13 protein-coding genes are annotated in these 16188 nt (G+C 70.8%); 7 read left to right on the forward strand and 6 right to left on the reverse strand.

Annotated elements, in window-relative coordinates; all coding sequences use genetic code 11:
• Nucleotides 1-75: 75 nt before the first annotated feature.
• The 4 genes from ACZ7EC_RS08525 (at nucleotide 76) to ACZ7EC_RS08540 (ending at nucleotide 4048) form a co-directional block, all read left to right on the forward strand.
• Entirely contained in the window at nucleotides 76-1020 is a 945-nt protein-coding gene (locus ACZ7EC_RS08525) for an RluA family pseudouridine synthase (RefSeq protein WP_471059469.1), read from the forward strand.
• Nucleotides 1017-1478 (forward strand): GNAT family N-acetyltransferase, encoded by a 462-nt coding sequence (locus ACZ7EC_RS08530; RefSeq protein WP_471059471.1) that lies wholly within the window; start codon nucleotides 1017-1019, stop codon nucleotides 1476-1478. The genes ACZ7EC_RS08525 and ACZ7EC_RS08530 overlap by 4 nt, the downstream gene beginning before the upstream one ends.
• 128 nt (nucleotides 1479-1606) lie before the next feature.
• Nucleotides 1607-3193: a Na+/H+ antiporter gene (locus ACZ7EC_RS08535; protein WP_471059473.1), complete on the forward strand. Its 1587-nt coding sequence runs from the start codon at nucleotides 1607-1609 to the stop codon at nucleotides 3191-3193.
• 114 nt (nucleotides 3194-3307) lie between these two features.
• Complete coding sequence (locus tag ACZ7EC_RS08540) at nucleotides 3308-4048, forward strand: SDR family NAD(P)-dependent oxidoreductase (protein WP_471059474.1); 741 nt, start codon at nucleotides 3308-3310, stop codon at nucleotides 4046-4048.
• A 33-nt stretch (nucleotides 4049-4081) separates the two neighbouring features.
• Here ACZ7EC_RS08540 and ACZ7EC_RS08545 read toward each other — a convergent pair whose 3' ends face one another.
• Nucleotides 4082-5188: a mechanosensitive ion channel family protein gene (locus ACZ7EC_RS08545; protein ID WP_471059476.1), complete on the reverse strand. Its 1107-nt coding sequence runs from the start codon at nucleotides 5186-5188 to the stop codon at nucleotides 4082-4084.
• A gap of 88 nt (nucleotides 5189-5276) precedes the next feature.
• Between ACZ7EC_RS08545 and ACZ7EC_RS08550 the strand changes: the two genes are divergently transcribed.
• Nucleotides 5277-5855 (forward strand): dienelactone hydrolase family protein, encoded by a 579-nt coding sequence (locus ACZ7EC_RS08550; RefSeq protein ID WP_471059478.1) that lies wholly within the window; start codon nucleotides 5277-5279, stop codon nucleotides 5853-5855.
• A gap of 34 nt (nucleotides 5856-5889) precedes the next feature.
• Here the strand turns inward: ACZ7EC_RS08550 and ACZ7EC_RS08555 are convergent, their stop codons facing one another.
• The 4 genes from ACZ7EC_RS08555 to ACZ7EC_RS08570 form a co-directional block, all read right to left on the reverse strand.
• Nucleotides 5890-7560: an alkaline phosphatase D family protein gene (locus ACZ7EC_RS08555; protein WP_471059480.1), complete on the reverse strand. Its 1671-nt coding sequence runs from the start codon at nucleotides 7558-7560 to the stop codon at nucleotides 5890-5892.
• A 129-nt stretch (nucleotides 7561-7689) separates the two neighbouring features.
• On the reverse strand, nucleotides 7690-8499 hold the full coding sequence (locus ACZ7EC_RS08560; RefSeq protein WP_471059482.1) for a thioredoxin domain-containing protein: 810 nt from the start codon (nucleotides 8497-8499) through the stop codon (nucleotides 7690-7692).
• Between the two features lie 67 nt (nucleotides 8500-8566).
• Nucleotides 8567-9250 (reverse strand): hypothetical protein, encoded by a 684-nt coding sequence (locus ACZ7EC_RS08565; RefSeq protein WP_471059484.1) that lies wholly within the window; start codon nucleotides 9248-9250, stop codon nucleotides 8567-8569.
• 68 nt (nucleotides 9251-9318) lie between these two features.
• Nucleotides 9319-10665 (reverse strand): DUF2252 domain-containing protein, encoded by a 1347-nt coding sequence (locus ACZ7EC_RS08570; protein WP_471059486.1) that lies wholly within the window; start codon nucleotides 10663-10665, stop codon nucleotides 9319-9321.
• A gap of 223 nt (nucleotides 10666-10888) precedes the next feature.
• Here ACZ7EC_RS08570 and dnaE point away from each other — a divergent pair, with 223 nt between their 5' ends.
• The gene (gene dnaE, locus ACZ7EC_RS08575) at nucleotides 10889-14428 is read left to right on the forward strand and encodes a DNA polymerase III subunit alpha (protein ID WP_471059488.1); all 3540 of its coding nucleotides are present in this window, start codon (nucleotides 10889-10891) and stop codon (nucleotides 14426-14428) included.
• A gap of 94 nt (nucleotides 14429-14522) precedes the next feature.
• On the opposite strand, the gene ACZ7EC_RS08580 is transcribed toward dnaE, so the two are convergent.
• Nucleotides 14523-14705 carry a hypothetical protein gene (locus ACZ7EC_RS08580; RefSeq protein ID WP_471059490.1) on the reverse strand — a complete coding sequence of 61 codons (183 nt, stop codon included), beginning with the start codon at nucleotides 14703-14705 and terminating at the stop codon, nucleotides 14523-14525.
• A gap of 225 nt (nucleotides 14706-14930) precedes the next feature.
• Between ACZ7EC_RS08580 and ACZ7EC_RS08585 the strand changes: the two genes are divergently transcribed.
• Complete coding sequence (locus ACZ7EC_RS08585) at nucleotides 14931-16151, forward strand: NYN domain-containing protein (protein ID WP_471059492.1); 1221 nt, start codon at nucleotides 14931-14933, stop codon at nucleotides 16149-16151.
• The last annotated feature ends 37 nt before the right edge of the window (nucleotides 16152-16188 follow it).

Genomic DNA, 16188 nt, shown 5'->3' on the forward strand with positions numbered 1-16188 from the left:
CCCCGGCGGACCGGCCGGAGCCGGTTTTCCACAGGCCCGGTCGGGGGCGCCCCGCCCGTCCGGCATACTCGACGGGTGAGCACGCTTCCCGAGATCCGTACCCTGCCCGTGCCCGACGGCCTGGAGGGCGAGCGCGTCGACGCCGCCATTTCCCGCATGTTCGGCTTCTCCCGCACGAAGGCGGCCGAGCTGGCCGCGTCCGGCAAGGTGCAGGTCGACGGCGCGGTCGTCGGCAAGTCCGAGCGGGTGCGCGGCGGCGCCTGGCTGGAGGTCGAGATGCCGGGGGCCCCCGCGCCGGTGCAGGTGGTCGCCGAGCCCGTCGAGGGCATGGAGATCGTGCACGACGACGATGACGTGGTCGTGATCGTCAAGCCGGTCGGCGTGGCCGCGCACCCCTCTCCGGGCTGGACCGGACCGACCGTCATCGGCGGCCTCGCCGCCGCCGGGTACCGGATCTCCACCTCCGGCGCCGCCGAGCGCCAGGGCATCGTGCACCGCCTGGACGTGGGCACATCCGGCCTGATGGTGGTGGCCAAGTCGGAGTACGCGTACACCTCGCTCAAGCGCCAGTTCAAGGAGCGCACGGTCGACAAGCGCTACCACACCCTGGTCCAGGGCCACCCGGACCCGACGAGCGGCACCATCGACGCCCCGATCGGCCGCCACCCCAACCATGACTACAAGTGGGCGGTCACCGCCGACGGCAAGCCCTCGGTGACGCATTACGACCTCATCGAGGCATTCCGCGCCGCCTCCCTGCTCGACGTGAAGCTGGAGACCGGCCGCACCCACCAGATCCGCGTCCACATGGCCGCCCACCGCCATCCGTGCGTCGGCGACCTCACCTACGGCGCCGATCCCACCCTGGCCAAGCGGCTGCGCCTCACCCGCCAGTGGCTGCACGCCGTGCGCCTCGGCTTCGAGCATCCGGGCGACGGCCGCTGGGCGGAGTTCGCCTCCGACTACCCCGAGGACCTCCAGCAGGCCCTCGACCAGGTCCGCGAGGAGACCTACGGATGACCTGCACCGTCCGCGTCGCCGAGAGTCCCGCCGACCTGGAGGCGTGCTTCGCGGTGCGCAAGGAGGTCTTCGTCCGCGAACAAGGCGTGGACGAGACCATCGAGTACGACGCGTACGACGCCGTCGCCGTGCATGTGCTGGCCCTGGGCGCGGACGGCGCCCCGCTGGGCACCGGCCGGCTGCTGACCGGCGAGGCGGCCGTCGCCAAGACCGGCGCGGACCCCTCCGTCGGCTCCCTCGGCCGGCTCGCGGTCTCCCGTGAGGCGCGTGGGCTCGGCGTCGGCGCCGCCCTGGTGCGGGCCATCGAGGACGCGGCCCGTGCGCGCGGCCTGACCGCGGTGGACCTGCACGCGCAGACGCGGGCCCTGGGCTTCTACGAACGGCTCGGCTACGCGGCCTACGGACCGGAGTTCCCGGACGCCGGCATACCCCACAGGGCGATGCGCCGCGCCCTGTGACGGCCGGCGAAAGAGCCGGTGAACAGGGTGTGGCGGCACCCCCGAGGCGATGCGCAGAAACGGCCGGGGGCCGGGCGGCATGGCAGGCTTGAAGCCTCGCCCACCCTGTCGACCCCGGAGCGCCGGCCTTGGATCAGTTGGCTCTGTTGTTCGCCCTGCTGCTCGGGGCCCTGGTGAGCGTCCCGGTGGGCGACCGCCTCGGGGTGCCGGCCCCGGTGCTGATGACGCTGTTCGGCGGGGTCCTCGCGGTGGCCGACTTCGTGCCCAACGTGAACATCCCGCCCGAGCTGATCCTGCCGGGACTGCTCCCGCCGCTGCTGTACGCGGCCGTACGGCGCACCTCCTGGCGGCAGTTCGCGACCAACAGGCGCCCGATCCTCACCCTGGCCGTCGCCCTGGTGTTCGTGACCATGGTGTGCGTCGCCGTCGTGGCCCACGCGATCGTGCCCGGACTGTCGGTCGCCGCCGCCGTGGCGCTGGGCGCCCTGATCGCCCCGCCCGATCCGGTCGCCGCGACCAGCGTCGCCGGGCAACTCGGGCTGCCGCGCCGCCTGGTGTCGATCCTGGAGGGCGAGGGGCTGTTCAACGACGTCACGGCCATCGTGCTCTACCACGTGGCGATCGCCGCCGCGGTGAGCGGCGTCTTCTCGCCCTGGCGGGCCGGTCTGGCACTGGTGCTGTCCGCCGTGGTCGCGGTCGCCGTGGGACTGCTGCTCGGCTGGGGCGCGAACCGGGTGATGGACCTGCTGGGGGACCCGACGCTCCAGATCGGCCTGACCCTGCTGGTGCCCTACGCCTCCTATGTGCTCGCGGAGAAGCTCCAGGGCTCCGGCGTCCTCGCCGTGCTCACCACGGCCCTCTACCTGTCCGAGTACGCCACCGGCGCCGACGACGTGATGACCCGGCTGGCCGGACACACCTTCTGGGACATCATCGACACCCTCGTCACGGGCGTCGCCTTCGGCCTGATCGGCCTGGAACTGCACAACGCGATCCGCACGGCCAGCGGACGGTGGGGCGAACTGCTCGGCTGGTCGGCCGCCGTCGCCGGCGTGGTGATCGTCGTACGACTGCTGTGGCTGCTGCCGGCGACCTGGCTGACCAAACGGCTGCACGCCCGGCGGGACCTGGACGAGGAGATCCCGGCGAGCTGGCGGGAGACGGTCGTGATGTGGTGGTCCGGGATGCGCGGGGTGGCCTCGGTCGCGCTGGCGCTGGCCATCCCGCTGAAGACCGACGCCGGAGGACCCTTCCCCGACCGGGACGAGATCGTCTTCATCGCCTTCGGGGTGATCGTCGCCACCCTGGTGATCCAGGGACTGACCCTGCCGTGGCTGGTCAGGCGGCTGCGGGTGCGGGCCGACGCCGAGCGGGAGAAGGAGTACGAGAAGGATCTCGCGGTGCGCGCGGCGAAGGCGGCCAAGCGGCGGCTGCGGGAGATCGAGCAGGTGGAGGAGCTGCCCGAGGAACTGTCCGAGCAGATGCTCCGGCAGGCCTTCGACATCGGCATCCGGATCAGCCCCGACATGGGCGAGGAGGAGCGCCGGGAGGCACAGCACCAGCGGGCCAAGCGGCTGAAGCGGATCCGGCGCATCCAGGGCGAGATGCTCAGCGCGGCCCGGCACGAGGTGCTCGCCGCGCGCAGCGAACCGGGGATGGACCCGGAGATCGTGGACCGGGTCCTGCGCCACCTCGACGTGCGCAGCCTGCGCTAGGGCCTCTCGTTTGGATCAGGCGATCAGGCCGGATGTGTACCTCCGGTCATACGAATATGAGGCGGCTGTGGATAACCGGAAGCGCCGTCCGCCGGGGACTCCTACTCTCGGATCATGACTCGCAACATCGTGATCAGTGGTGGCGGCACGGGCATCGGCCTCGCGACGGCACGGGCCTTCGCCGCGGACGGGGACCGGGTGCTGCTTCTCGGGCGGCGTGCGCAGGTGCTGGAGAAGGCCGGGGTGCCGGGGGCGCTCACCCACGCGGCCGACCTCACCGAGCCCGCCGACGTGCGCGAGGTCGCCCGCCTCGTGGCCCGTGAGTTCGGCACCGTCGACGTGCTCGTGCACAGCGCCGGGGGCTCCGGCGGCCTGGAAGCCCCGGCCGGGAGCGAGGACCCGCTGGACCGGGTGGCCCATGCCTGGACCACCGCCTTCAGACTCAACACGCTGACCGCGGCGCTGCTCACCGAGGCCCTTGAGGAGCGGCTCGCCGAGCCCGGCGGCCGGGTGCTCTTTCTCAGCTCCATCGCCGCCTACCGCGGCTCGGGCACCGGCGCCTACGCCGCGTCCAAGGCCGCGCTGCATCCGTACGCCCATGATCTGGCCCGCCGGCTGGGCCACCGGGGCATCACCGTGAACGTGGTGGCGCCCGGCTATATCGAGGACACCGGCTTCTTCGGCGACGGCTTGCCCGAGGAGCGGCGCGCACAGCTCATCGCCGAGACCTCCACCGGCCGCCCCGGCGAACCGGGCGATGTGGCCGCCACCCTGCACTGGCTGGCCTCGCCCGCCGCCGGGCACATCACCTCCCAGATCATCCAGGTCAACGGGGGCGCGGAACGCGGACACTGAGCGAAGCCGCGCCGGCCGGCGGCCCCACCCCGCTCAGCCCCGGCCGGTGCGCGGGAACTCGTACGCCTTGCGCAGGGAGTGGCGGTCCGGGGCGGGGACGCGGTAAGGCGGCAGCACCGCGTCCGCGGTGTTGACACGGGGCAGCGCGTAGGGGTGCTCCGCGGACAGCCAGGTGATCATCTGCTCGCGGACCGCGACCCGGACCGTCCAGATGTCGTCGGCGTCCTTCGCGGTCACCAGCGCGCGCACCTCGATGGTGTTGGGGGTGGAGTCGGTGACCACCAGGTTGGCGGCGCGGCCGTCCCAGGCCGCGCAGTGGCGCAGGATGTCGCGCAGCTTCTCGCGCATCGCCTCCAGCGGCGCGCTGTGATCGAGCTGCCAGAAAACGATCCCGGTCATCTGCGAGGTGCCCCGCGACCAGTTCTCGAAGGGTTTGGAGGTGAAGTACGACACCGGCATGGTGATCCGGCGCTCGTCCCAGGTCCGTACCGTCAGAAAGGTCAGGGTGATCTCCTCGACCGTGCCCCACTCGCCGTCCACGACCACCGTGTCGCCGATGCGGACCATGTCCCCGAAGGCTATCTGGAGCCCGGCGAACAGGTTGGAGAGTGTCGACTGCGCGGCGACGCCGGCCACGATGCCGAGCACACCGGCCGAGGCCAGCAGGGAGGCGCCCGCCGCGCGCATCGCCGGGAAGGTCAGCAGCATCGCGGCCACCGCGACCACCCCGACGATCGCCGAGACCACGCGCATGATCAGCGTGACCTGGGTGCGCACCCGGCGCACCCGCGCCGCGTCGTGATGGGCGCGCGCGTAGCGGCTGTACGTCGTCTCGACCACGGCCCCAGCGATCCGGATCACCAGCCAGGCCGCCGCCCCGATCAGCACCAGGGTCAGGGTGCGCCCGATGCCGACCCGGTGCTCCTCCAGCAGCTCCGCCTGGTCGTAGGAGCCTCTGAGCAGGGCGGCGCATAGAACCAGCTGGTACGGAACGCGGGCGCGCCGCAGCCGGCCCCACAGGGGGGTCTCGGGGTGGCGTTCGTCCGCCTTGCGCAGCAGCAGGTCCGTGGCCCAGCCGACGAGGACGGTCAGGAACACGGACGCGCCGACCACGACGACAGGGCGCAGTACGGTCTCCATGCCTTGGAACGTAACCGGCTACGGCGATCGTGAACCTGTGACTTGTCCCGCTCCGGGGCCGGGCACCCGCGGCTGGCACCATGGGCTCATGAACATCATGCTCTTTCACTCGTCCTACGGGCTCCGGCCCGCGGTGCGCGATGCCGCCGAGCGGCTGCGCACGGCCGGCCACGAGGTGTGGACGCCGGATCTCTTCGAGGGCCGGACGTTCGACACCGTCGAGGAGGGCATGGAGTTCGGCGACGGGATCGGCAAGGAGGAGCTGCTGAAGCGGGCCGTGCTGGCGGCGGCACCGTACTCCGAGCGCGGACTGGTCTACGCCGGGTTCTCGCTGGGCGCCTCCGTGGCGCAGACCCTCGCGCTCGGCGACGACAAGGCGCGCGGGCTGCTGCTGGTGCACGGCACCTCGGACATCGCCCCGAACGCGTACGTGGACGAGCTGCCGGTGCAGCTGCACGTGGCCGAGCCGGACCCGTTCGAGACGGACGACTGGCTCGGCGCCTGGTACCTCCGGATGGGCCGGGCGGGCGCCGATGTGGAGGTCTACCGGTACGCCGGGGCCGGGCACCTGTACACGGACCCCGGCCTGCCGGACTACGACGCGCAGGCCGCCGAGGCGACCTGGCGCGTGGCACTCGGTTTCCTCGACGGCCTGCGGAGCGCCTAGGCTCCGCGACCCCGGCACGATCCGGGGTAAGTCCCTAGACCGGGTCGTAGGTCCGCTCGATCTTCTGGGTGCCGGTGCGGGTGCGGTACGAGCGCTCCCAGGAGGCGGTGGCGTTCGGGTCGGTGCGGTCGGAGAGGACGTAGTAGTCCATCTGGGCGCGGTCGGCGGTGATGTCGAGGACGCCGAAGCCGTGCCGGTCGGTGTCCACCCAGTGCACATGCCGGTTGGCGGCCTCGATGAGCGGCGCTGCGACCGTGGAGACCACGCCCTCGGGCACCTTGACGATGTCGTCGAGGTTGTCGGAGGTCACCGAGGTGATGACGAACTCGGTGGCGGCCGACTCCGACAGCGGGTAGGTGCCCGCGTCCACCGGCACGTCGTTGGCCCAGGACATGTGGATGTCGCCGGTCAGGAAGACGGTGTTGCCGATGCTGTTCGACGTCAGGTGGTCGAGGAGTTCCCGGCGGTCGTGGGTGTAGCCGTCCCACTGGTCGGTGTTGACGCCTATGCCGCCCTGCGGCAGGTCGAGCAGCTTGGCGAGCGGCTTGAGCAGGTCGGCGGTGAGCGAGCCGATGACGAACGGCGCGATCATCACCGAGTTGCCGACCAGGCGCCACGTGGTGTCGGACGCCTTCAGGCCCGCCTTCAGCCAGTCGAGCTGGGCCCGCCCGGTGATGGTGCGGTTCGCGTCGTCCACCGAGCCGCTGGTGCCGGACACCTGCTGGGAGCGGAAGGAGCGCAGGTCCAGCAGGGCCAGGTCGGCGAGCTTGCCGAAGCGCAGCCGCCGGTAGGTGGTGCCCTCGATCGCCGGGCGCACCGGCATCCACTCGAAGTAGGCCTGCTTGGCGGCGGCCTTGCGGGCGGTCCAGGTGCCCTCGGCGCCCTCGGTGTGGTTGACCGCGCCGCCCGACCACGCGTTGTCGGCGAACTCGTGGTCGTCCCAGATCGCGATGACCGGTGCCTTCAGGTGCAGGGCCTGGAGGTCGGGGTCGGTCTTGTACTTGCCGTGCCGGGTGCGGTAGTCGGCGAGCGTGATGATCTCGTTGGTGGGGGCGTGCTGCCGGACCACCTTGCCGCGGGCCGCGTACTCGCCGGACTCGTACTCGTAGATGTAGTCGCCGAGGTGCAGCCAGGCGTCGAGGTCGTTGCGCGTGGCGAGGTGGCGGTACGAGGAGAAGTAACCCGCCTCCCAGTTGGCGCAGGTGACCACGCCGAAGCGGAGCCCGGCGACGTCCGCGGTGGCGGCCGGGGCGGTGCGGGTGCGGGCGACCGGGGAGTCGGTGCCGCCGCAGGAGAAGCGGAACCAGTAGTCGGTGGCCGGCTGGAGGCCGCGGATGTCGGCCTTCACGGTGTGGTCCGAGGCGGCCGTCGCGGTGGTGGAGCCCCGGCTGACGACCTGGGTGAGCGCCTTGTCGGTGGCGACGACCCAACTGACCGCGGTGTCCGGGCCGATGCCCGAACCGGGGGTGGCGTCCGGGGTCGGGGTGATGCGGGTCCACAGCAGGATGCCGTCGGGCAGCGGGTCACCGGAGGCCACGCCGTGCAGGAAGGCGGGGGCCTGGGCGGCGGCGCGGGCCGGAAGGGCGGCGGCGAGCGGCCCGGCCAGCACGGCGGTCGCCGCGGCGGCCTTGACGACCGTACGGCGGCTGGGGGCAAGGCAGTTGGGGCCCTGGGAGGCCGGCAGCGAACTGTTTCGACTGGTCACGGCCGATCAGGTTACCGGCCGGTAGGGCGAAAGGGCGGGCGAACAGGCAATGTTCGCCCGCCCTTCACCGGGCCGTCGGTTTCCGAAAGGGTGCCGGCACCCCGGAGTCCGGCGGCCCGCAGGGAGCCGTCAGCTCTTGAGGGCCGCGTCGATGATCTTGTTGAACTCGGCCACCGACGTGATCATGTTGCCGCCGTTGAGCTGCTTGCCGTCCATGACGAAGCCCGGAGTGCCGGTCACACCGTCCTTGTTGTCGTCGAACTGCTTCGACATGGCCATCGCCCAGGCGTCGTAGGTGCCCTTCTTGACGGCGTTCTGGAACGTGGTGTTGTTCTTCAGCGCCGGGACGGTGTCGGCGACCTTGATGAGGTAGCTGTCGTCCTTGAACTTGTCGTCGTTCTCGTCCGGGTGCCACTTCGTGGAGTACAGCGCGGACTTGTAGTCCAGGAACGCCTCGGGGCTCACGTTCAGCGCGGCGCCGAGCGCGCTCAGCGCGTTCTTGGAGCCCTGGCCGTTGTCATGGGCGTCCAGGAAGGTGGCACCCACGTACTGGTACTTGAACTTGCCGTCCTCGATGTCCTTGTGCAGCGTCGTGCCGACCGTCTGCTCGAACTGGGCGCACACCGGGCAGCGCGGGTCCTCGTACATCTTGAGGGTCTTCTTGGCGCTCGCCTTGCCGATGACGACCGTGGTGCCGTCGGTGCCCTCGGTGTGGGCGGGCGCGACGACCTTGGCCGTCTTCATCTTCTCCCAGTGGCCGGGCTTGTTGGCCTGGACGACCAGGTAGCCGATGCCGCCCGCGGCGGCCAGGACGACCACGATGCCGCCGGCCACCAGTGCCTGGCGCCTGGCCTTGGCGCGCTTGGCCTGGCGCTCGCGCTCCTCGCGCAGCCGCTCTCGGGCCGCCGTCTTCGCCGCCTGGCTGTTCCGCTTGCTCATGTGGGTGTTCTCCCTGGGGGGCGCGCACCTGACGTGCGCGGGATACGGGTGGGGTGCTCCAGGTCGCTCACCAGGCGGTGAGCGGGGCGGAGCACGGCGGTCCACGCCGTTTCTGGGAGTGCGCGAGCAGCCGGTCGCGGACGGCGGCCGGGTGCCGGGCCGGGCGGGGCGGCCGGCCCTCGGGAAGGAGTCGTACGGTGACCGCGGCCACCGCGAGGAGCAGCGGCCGGAAGGAGGCGGCGGCCACCGCGCGCAGCAGCTGCACCAGGGCCCGCTCGCCCCGGCGCAGCCAGGCGGCGGCCAGCAGGCTCACGCCGATGTGCGCGGCGAGCAGCAGCCAGGCGGTGGCCGGGGAGGCATGCGCCAGTACACCGGCGGCCTGGCCGCGGCTCACCTGGGCCAGCGGGGTGCCCACCGCGCCGCCGTGGCACAGCAGGTCGAAGCCGAAGGCGTGCAGGGGTCCGGCGACCGGGCCGCCCGCCGGGCCGTAGCAGGTCCGCTGGCCGGTGGTGAACACCGTGTCGGCGGTCAGTTCCAGGGGGACCAGCAGGGCCGCGATCCGGCCGAAGCCGCGCTCGCGGCCCGCCAGCGCGTACGCGCCGGCGAAGACTCCGGCGGCGACCGCGGCCACGGTCGCGGCCGGCAGCGGCGTCCGGGACAGCAGCACGTGCGACGCGGTGCCGAGGGTCACGACGAAGGCCGTGAACAGCACCGCGCGTACGGCTCTGAGATAGGTCCCGGATATGTCCATAGCGAGAGCAGAGTCTGTCACGAACCGGAGTAAGGGACCCCTAAAGGGGGCCTGTGAGTACCCGCACGCTACCGCCTCGGCGAGGCGTCCTGAAGCCCCGGAATCCGGCCGTTGCGGAAGAGGTCCACGAAGATCTGGTGGTCCGCGCGGGCGCGGGCGCCGTAGGTGTGGGCGAAGTCCACCAGCAGGGGGGCGAAGCCCTCCTCGTCGGCCGCGATCGCCGCGTCGATGGCCCGCTCGGTGGAGAAGGGCACCAGGGACTCGCCGGAGGTGTCGTCGGCCGCCGCGTGCATGGTGGCCGTGGCCCGGCCCAGGTCGGCCACGACCAGCGCGATCTCCTCCGGGTCGTCGAGCTCGCTCCAGTCCAGGTCGACGGCGTACGGCGAGATCTCGGCGACCAGCTGGCCCGCGCCGTCCAGCTCGGTCCAGCCCAGCCACGGGTCGGCGTGTGCCTGGAGGGCGCGCTGGGAGATCACCGTGCGGTGGCCCTCGTGCTGGAAGTACCCGGCGATGGCCGGGTCCGTGATGTGCCGGGAGACCGCCGGGGTCTGGGCCTGCTTGATGTAGATCACGACGTCGTTCTCCAGGGCGTCGCTGTGGCCCTCCAGGAGGATGTTGTACGACGGCAGCCCGGCCGAGCCGATGCCGACGCCCCGGCGGCCCACGACGTCCTTGACCCGGTAGGAGTCGGGGCGGGCCAGGGAGGAGTCGGGCAGCGTCTCCAGGTAGCCGTCGAAGGCCGCGAGGATCTTGTAGCGGTCGGCCGCGTCCAGCTCGACCGTGCCGGGCCCCGAGGTGAACCGGCGTTCGAAGTCGCGGATCTCGGTCATCGACTCCAGCAGCTCGAACCGGGTCATCGAGCGGGCCGCGCGCAGCGCGCCGAGCAGCGGGCCCTCCGCGGTGTCCAGGGTGAACGGCGGCACCTCGTCGCTCTTGGCGCCGGTGGCCAGGGCGTGGATCCGCTCCCGGTAGGCGGCCGCGTAGACCGTCACCAGCTCGCTGATCTGGTCGTCGCCGAGCGCCTTGGCGTAGCCGAGGAGCGCGATCGAGGCGGCGAAGCGCTTCAGGTCCCAGGTGAAGGGGCCGACGTACGCCTCGTCGAAGTCGTTCACGTTGAACACCAGGCGGCCGTACGAGTCCATGTACGTGCCGAAGTTCTCCGCGTGCAGGTCGCCGTGGATCCATACGCGCGAGGTGCGGTCGTCCAGATAGGGGCCGCCCCGCCGCTCGGCGTCGATGTCGTGGTAGAAGAGGCACGCCGTGCCCCGGTAGAAGGCGAAGGCCGAGGCCGCCATCTTCCGGAACTTCACCCGGAACGCGGCCGGGTCGGCGGCCAGGAGCCTGCCGAAGGCGGTGTCGAACACGGCGAGGATCTCCTCGCCGCGCTGCTCGGCGCCGGGCTGGGAATCCGACATCGCGGGATGCCTCCTGGTGCGGGAGTGGTGCGTCACTGTGCGTCCATGGATACGACAGTGCTTTCGCCGTCTCCAACGGGCGACGCCGTGCGGGAGTGCCCGGTTCCCGCCCGACCGTACGCGGGGATCCGTCCCGGCTGTCAGTGGCAGGGCATAGGATTCGAGGCTGTCCCCCAGAGTGTCCGCCCGCCCGTCGCCTGACGTTCTCCTTGGAGGCCGAACCGTGTCAAAGCCGCCGTTCACGCACCTGCACGTCCACACCCAGTACTCGCTGCTGGACGGTGCCGCGCGGCTGAAGGACATGTTCAACGCCTGCAATGAAATGGGCATGACGCACATCGCCATGTCCGACCACGGCAACCTGCACGGCGCGTACGACTTCTTCCACTCCGCGCAGAAGGCCGGGATCACCCCGATCATCGGGATCGAGGCCTATGTCGCCCCCGAGTCCCGGCGCAACAAGCGCAAGATCCAGTGGGGCCAGCCGCACCAGAAGCGCGACGACGTCTCCGGCTCCGGTGGTTACACCCACAAGACGATGTGGGCGGTGAACAGGACCGGTCTGCACAACCTCTTCCGGCTGTCCTCCGACGCCTACGCCGAGGGCTGGCTCCAGAAGTGGCCCCGGATGGACAAGGAGACCATCTCCCAGTGGTCCGAGGGCATCGTCGCCTCCACCGGGTGCCCCTCCGGCGAGGTGCAGACCCGGCTGCGCCTCGGCCAGTTCGACGAGGCGCTCAAGGCCGCCGCCGAGTACCAGGACATCTTCGGCAAGGACAAGTACTTCCTGGAGCTGATGGACCACGGCATCGACATCGAGCACCGGGTCCGCGACGGCCTCCTGGAGATCGGCAAGAAGCTCGGCATCCCCCCGCTGGTCACCAACGACTCGCACTACACGTACGCCCATGAGGCGACCGCTCACGACGCGCTGCTGTGCATCCAGACCGGCAAGAACCTCTCCGACCCCGACCGCTTCAAGTTCGACGGCACCGGCTACTACCTGAAGTCCACGGACGAGATGTACGCCATCGACTCCTCGGACGCCTGGCAGGAGGGCTGCGCCAACACGCTCCTGATCGCCGAGATGGTGGACACCACCGGCATGTTCGAGAAGCGCGACCTGATGCCGAAGTTCGACATCCCCGAGGGGTACACCGAGGTCACCTGGTTCAAGGAGGAGGTCCGCCGCGGCATGGAGCGCCGCTTCCCCGGCGGCATCCCCGAGGACCGCCAGAAGCAGGCGGACTACGAGATGGACGTCATCATCTCGATGGGCTTCCCCGGCTACTTCCTCGTGGTCGCCGACTTCATCATGTGGGCCAAGAACAACGGCATCGCGGTCGGCCCCGGCCGAGGCTCCGCGGCCGGCTCGATCGTCGCCTACGCCATGGGCATCACCGACCTCGACCCGATCCCGCACGGCCTGATCTTCGAGCGCTTCCTCAACCCCGAGCGCATCTCGATGCCCGATGTCGACATCGACTTCGACGAGCGCCGGCGCGCCGAGGTGATCCGGTACGTCACCGAGAAGTACGGCGCCGACAAGGTCGCCCAGATCGGCACCTACGGCACCATCAAGGCCAAGAACGCGATCAAGGACTCGGCGCGTGTGCTGGGCTACCCGTACGCGATGGGCGACCGCATCACCAAGGCCATGCCCGCCGACGTCCTCGGCAAGGGCATCCCGCTGTCCGGCATCACCGACCCCAGCCACCCCCGTTACTCGGAGGCGGGCGAGGTCCGGGCGATGTACGAGAACGAACCGGACGTGAAGAAGGTCATCGACACCGCCCGCGGTGTGGAGGGCCTGGTCCGGCAGATGGGTGTGCACGCGGCCGGCGTGATCATGTCCAGCGAGACCATCACCGACCACGTCCCGGTCTGGGTCAGGCACACCGACGGCGTGACCATCACGCAGTGGGACTACCCGAGCTGCGAGTCGCTCGGCCTGCTGAAGATGGACTTCCTGGGCCTGCGCAACCTCACGATCATGGACGACGCGGTCAAGATGGTGAAGGCCAACAAGGGCCTCGACATCGACCTGCTGTCCCTGCCGCTGGACGACCCCAAGACCTTCGAACTGCTCCAGCGCGGCGACACCCTCGGCGTCTTCCAGTTCGACGGCGGCCCCATGCGCTCGCTGCTGCGGCTGATGAAGCCCGACAACTTCGAAGACATCTCCGCCGTGTCGGCCCTGTACCGGCCGGGCCCGATGGGCATGAACTCCCACACGAACTACGCGCTGCGCAAGAACGGGCAGCAGGAGATCACGCCGATCCACCCCGAGCTGGAGGAGCCGCTCAAGGAGGTCCTGGACGTCACCTACGGCCTGATCGTCTACCAGGAGCAGGTGCAGAAGGCCGCCCAGATCATCGCCGGGTACTCGCTCGGCGAGGCCGACATCCTGCGCCGTGTGATGGGCAAGAAGAAGCCCGAGGAGCTGGCGAAGAACTTCACCATCTTCCAGGCCGGCGCCCGCAAGAACGGCTACAGCGACGAGGCCATCCAGGCGCTGTGGGACGTGCTGGTCCCGTTCGCCGGCTACGCCTTCAACAAGGCGCACTCGGCCGCGTACGGCCTGGTGTCGTACTGGACCGCCTACCTCAAGGCCAACCACCCCGCCGAGTACATGGCCGGACTGCTGACCTCCGTCAAGGACGACAAGGACAAGTCGGCGGTGTACCTCAACGAATGCCGCCGCATGGGCATCCGGGTGCTCCCGCCGAACGTCAACGAGTCGGAGGCCAACTTCGCCGCCCAGGGCGACGACGTGATCCTCTTCGGCCTCTCCGCGGTGCGCAACGTCGGCACCAACGTGGTCGAGTCGATCATCAGGAGCCGCAAGGCCAAGGGGAAGTACGCCTCCTTCCCCGACTACCTCGACAAGGTCGAGGCGGTCGTCTGCAACAAGCGCACCACCGAATCGCTGATCAAGGCCGGCGCGTTCGACACCATGGGCCACACCCGCAAGGGCCTCACGGCGCAGTACGAGCCGATGATCGACAACGTGGTGGCGGTCAAGCGCAAGGAGGCCGAGGGCCAGTTCGACCTCTTCGGCGGCATGGGCGACGACAGCGCCGACGAGCCCGGCTTCGGTCTCGACGTGCAGTTCACCGACGAGGAGTGGGACAAGACCTATCTGCTCGCCCAGGAGCGCGAGATGCTCGGTCTGTACGTCTCCGACCACCCGCTGTTCGGCCTCGAACACGTGCTGTCCGACAAGGCCGACGCGGGCATCTCCCAGCTCACCGGCGGTGAGCACGCGGACGGCGCGGTGGTCACCATCGGCGGCATCATCTCGGGCCTCCAGCGCAAGATGACCAAGCAGGGCAACGCCTGGGCGATCGCCACCGTCGAGGACCTCGCGGGCTCCATCGAGTGCATGTTCTTCCCGGCCACCTACCAGCTGGTGTCGACCCAACTGGTCGAGGACGCCGTGGTGTTCGTCAAGGGCCGCCTCGACAAGCGCGAGGACGTGCCCCGGCTCGTCGCCATGGAGCTGATGGTCCCGGACCTGTCCAACGCGGGCGCCAACGCGCCGGTGGTCCTCACCATCCCGGCGACGCGGGTCACCCCGCCCATGGTCAGCCGCCTCGGCGAGATCCTCAGCCACCACAAGGGCGACAGCGAGGTGCGGATCAAGCTCCAGGGCCCGCGCAAGACCACGGTGCTGCGCCTGGACCGGCACCGGGTCAAGCCCGACCCGGCGCTGTTCGGTGACCTGAAGGTGCTGCTCGGCCCGTCCTGCCTGGCGGGCTGAGCGGGCTGCCGGCGGCGCGGCGCCGAGTTCGCGAGAGGGGCGCACCCGCGGCGGGTGCGCCCCTCTTTCTTACGCAACAGGCGTCCAGCGCCCCTTAGTTGTGGCCGAAGCTCTTTTGCTTCCGGCCGCGCCCGGTATCACCGGAACTGCCCTGGATGTGTGTCACCGGGGACTCGTGGGACTCCGCGGCGTGCTGCGTCTGCTCGTGCGCCGGACCGGCGTGCTGCGCGGCGCGGTTCTGCGAGCCGCCCTGCTTGCGGTTCTTGTTCTTGGCCATGGTGATCTGCCTCCTGCGGGGGATCTGGGGGCCAGGACCGGATTCAGATTCACATAAGCTGACATCAATCGCATGTCGGACAATTACCCTGTGTGACAGGGTAGGTTGGCGGGTAACAGCCGCAAACGCCACGCCGAAGATCGAGTTCGGGCCGTTAACCCCCGCGCGGTCGGGCAGACTCGAAGGAAGTCCGAAGCAAAACCTCCCGGAAAGAGGGTGAGTCGCGTGGACCGCTGCATCGTCCTGGTGGACGCCGGGTATCTGCTGGGCGCAGCCGCCAGTCTCCTCGCGGGCGAGCCCTCGCGGTCCCGGATCACCGTCGACCACCCCGCGCTGATCCAGGCGCTGCGCGAGCGCGCGGAGTTCGAGACCGAGCGCCCCCTGCTGCGCATCTACTGGTTCGACGGCGCCCCCGACCGGGTTCCGCAGCCCGAGCACCGCAGATTGCGCGTGATGCCCCGCGTCACCGTCCGCCTCGGCGCCCTCACGCGCAGTGACGGGCGCTGGGCGCAGAAGGGCGTGGACGCCGCCATGCACGCCGAGCTGACCGAGCTGGCCCGCAACCGGGCCTGCTCCGACGTCGTCCTGGTCACCGGCGACGGCGATCTGCTGCCCGGCATGATGGCGGCCAAGGAGCATGGCGTCGCCGTCCACCTGTGGGCCGTACAGGCCGCCGACGGGGACTACAACCAGTCCGAGGACCTGGTCGCCGAGGCCGACGAGCGGCGCGTCCTGGACCGGGCGTGGATCACCCAGGCGGTCCGGGCCAAGGAGCTGACCGGTGTGTGCGCGCCGCAGCCGGTGCCGCGGCCCGAGATCGCTGCGATCCTCTCCGCGCCGCTGCCCGAGTCCGCGCTCGCCGCGGCCGCCGAGCGCTCCGCCGAGCAGGAGACGCGCCCGGCCGGCGACGCCGCCGCGAACGGGACCCAGGAGCGGGTGCCGGTGACCAAGGGCGTCCCCACTCCCAAGGACCTCGCCGCGCTGCGCGCCCCCGGCGCCGTCCAGACCGCCCAGCAGCCGGCCACCGCGACCCTGCGCTGGTCCTCCGACAAGGGCTGGGTGGACCGGCCGGGCGCGGTGACCGAACCGGCCGAGGCCGCCGCCATGCCGACCCTCGCCCAGCTCACCACGGCCGAGCAGCGCTGGGCCGACCGTGAGGAGGACATCACCACCGTCGGCGGCGATCCGTACGAGGTCGGGCAGGTCTTCGCCCGCCGCTGGATCTCCCGGCTCGGCGACCAGAGCCATCTCCAGCGGCTGTCCCAGATGTACCCGCGCATCCCGCACCGCATCGACGGGGAGCTGCTGCGCTACGCCGCCCGCTTCGGGCTGCTCGCGCACAAGGACGACCAGATCGACGAGCACGACCGTTACGCCATTCGGGCAGGCTTCTGGCGCGAGTGCGACATCCCGGCCGCGGCGGAACCCGCGAACGCGGGGGAGTGAGGCGGCGCCCGGCACGGGGGAGCGGCGCGGCGGGGAC

The sequence above is a fragment of the Streptomyces sp. NPDC037203 genome (assembly GCF_055605065.1).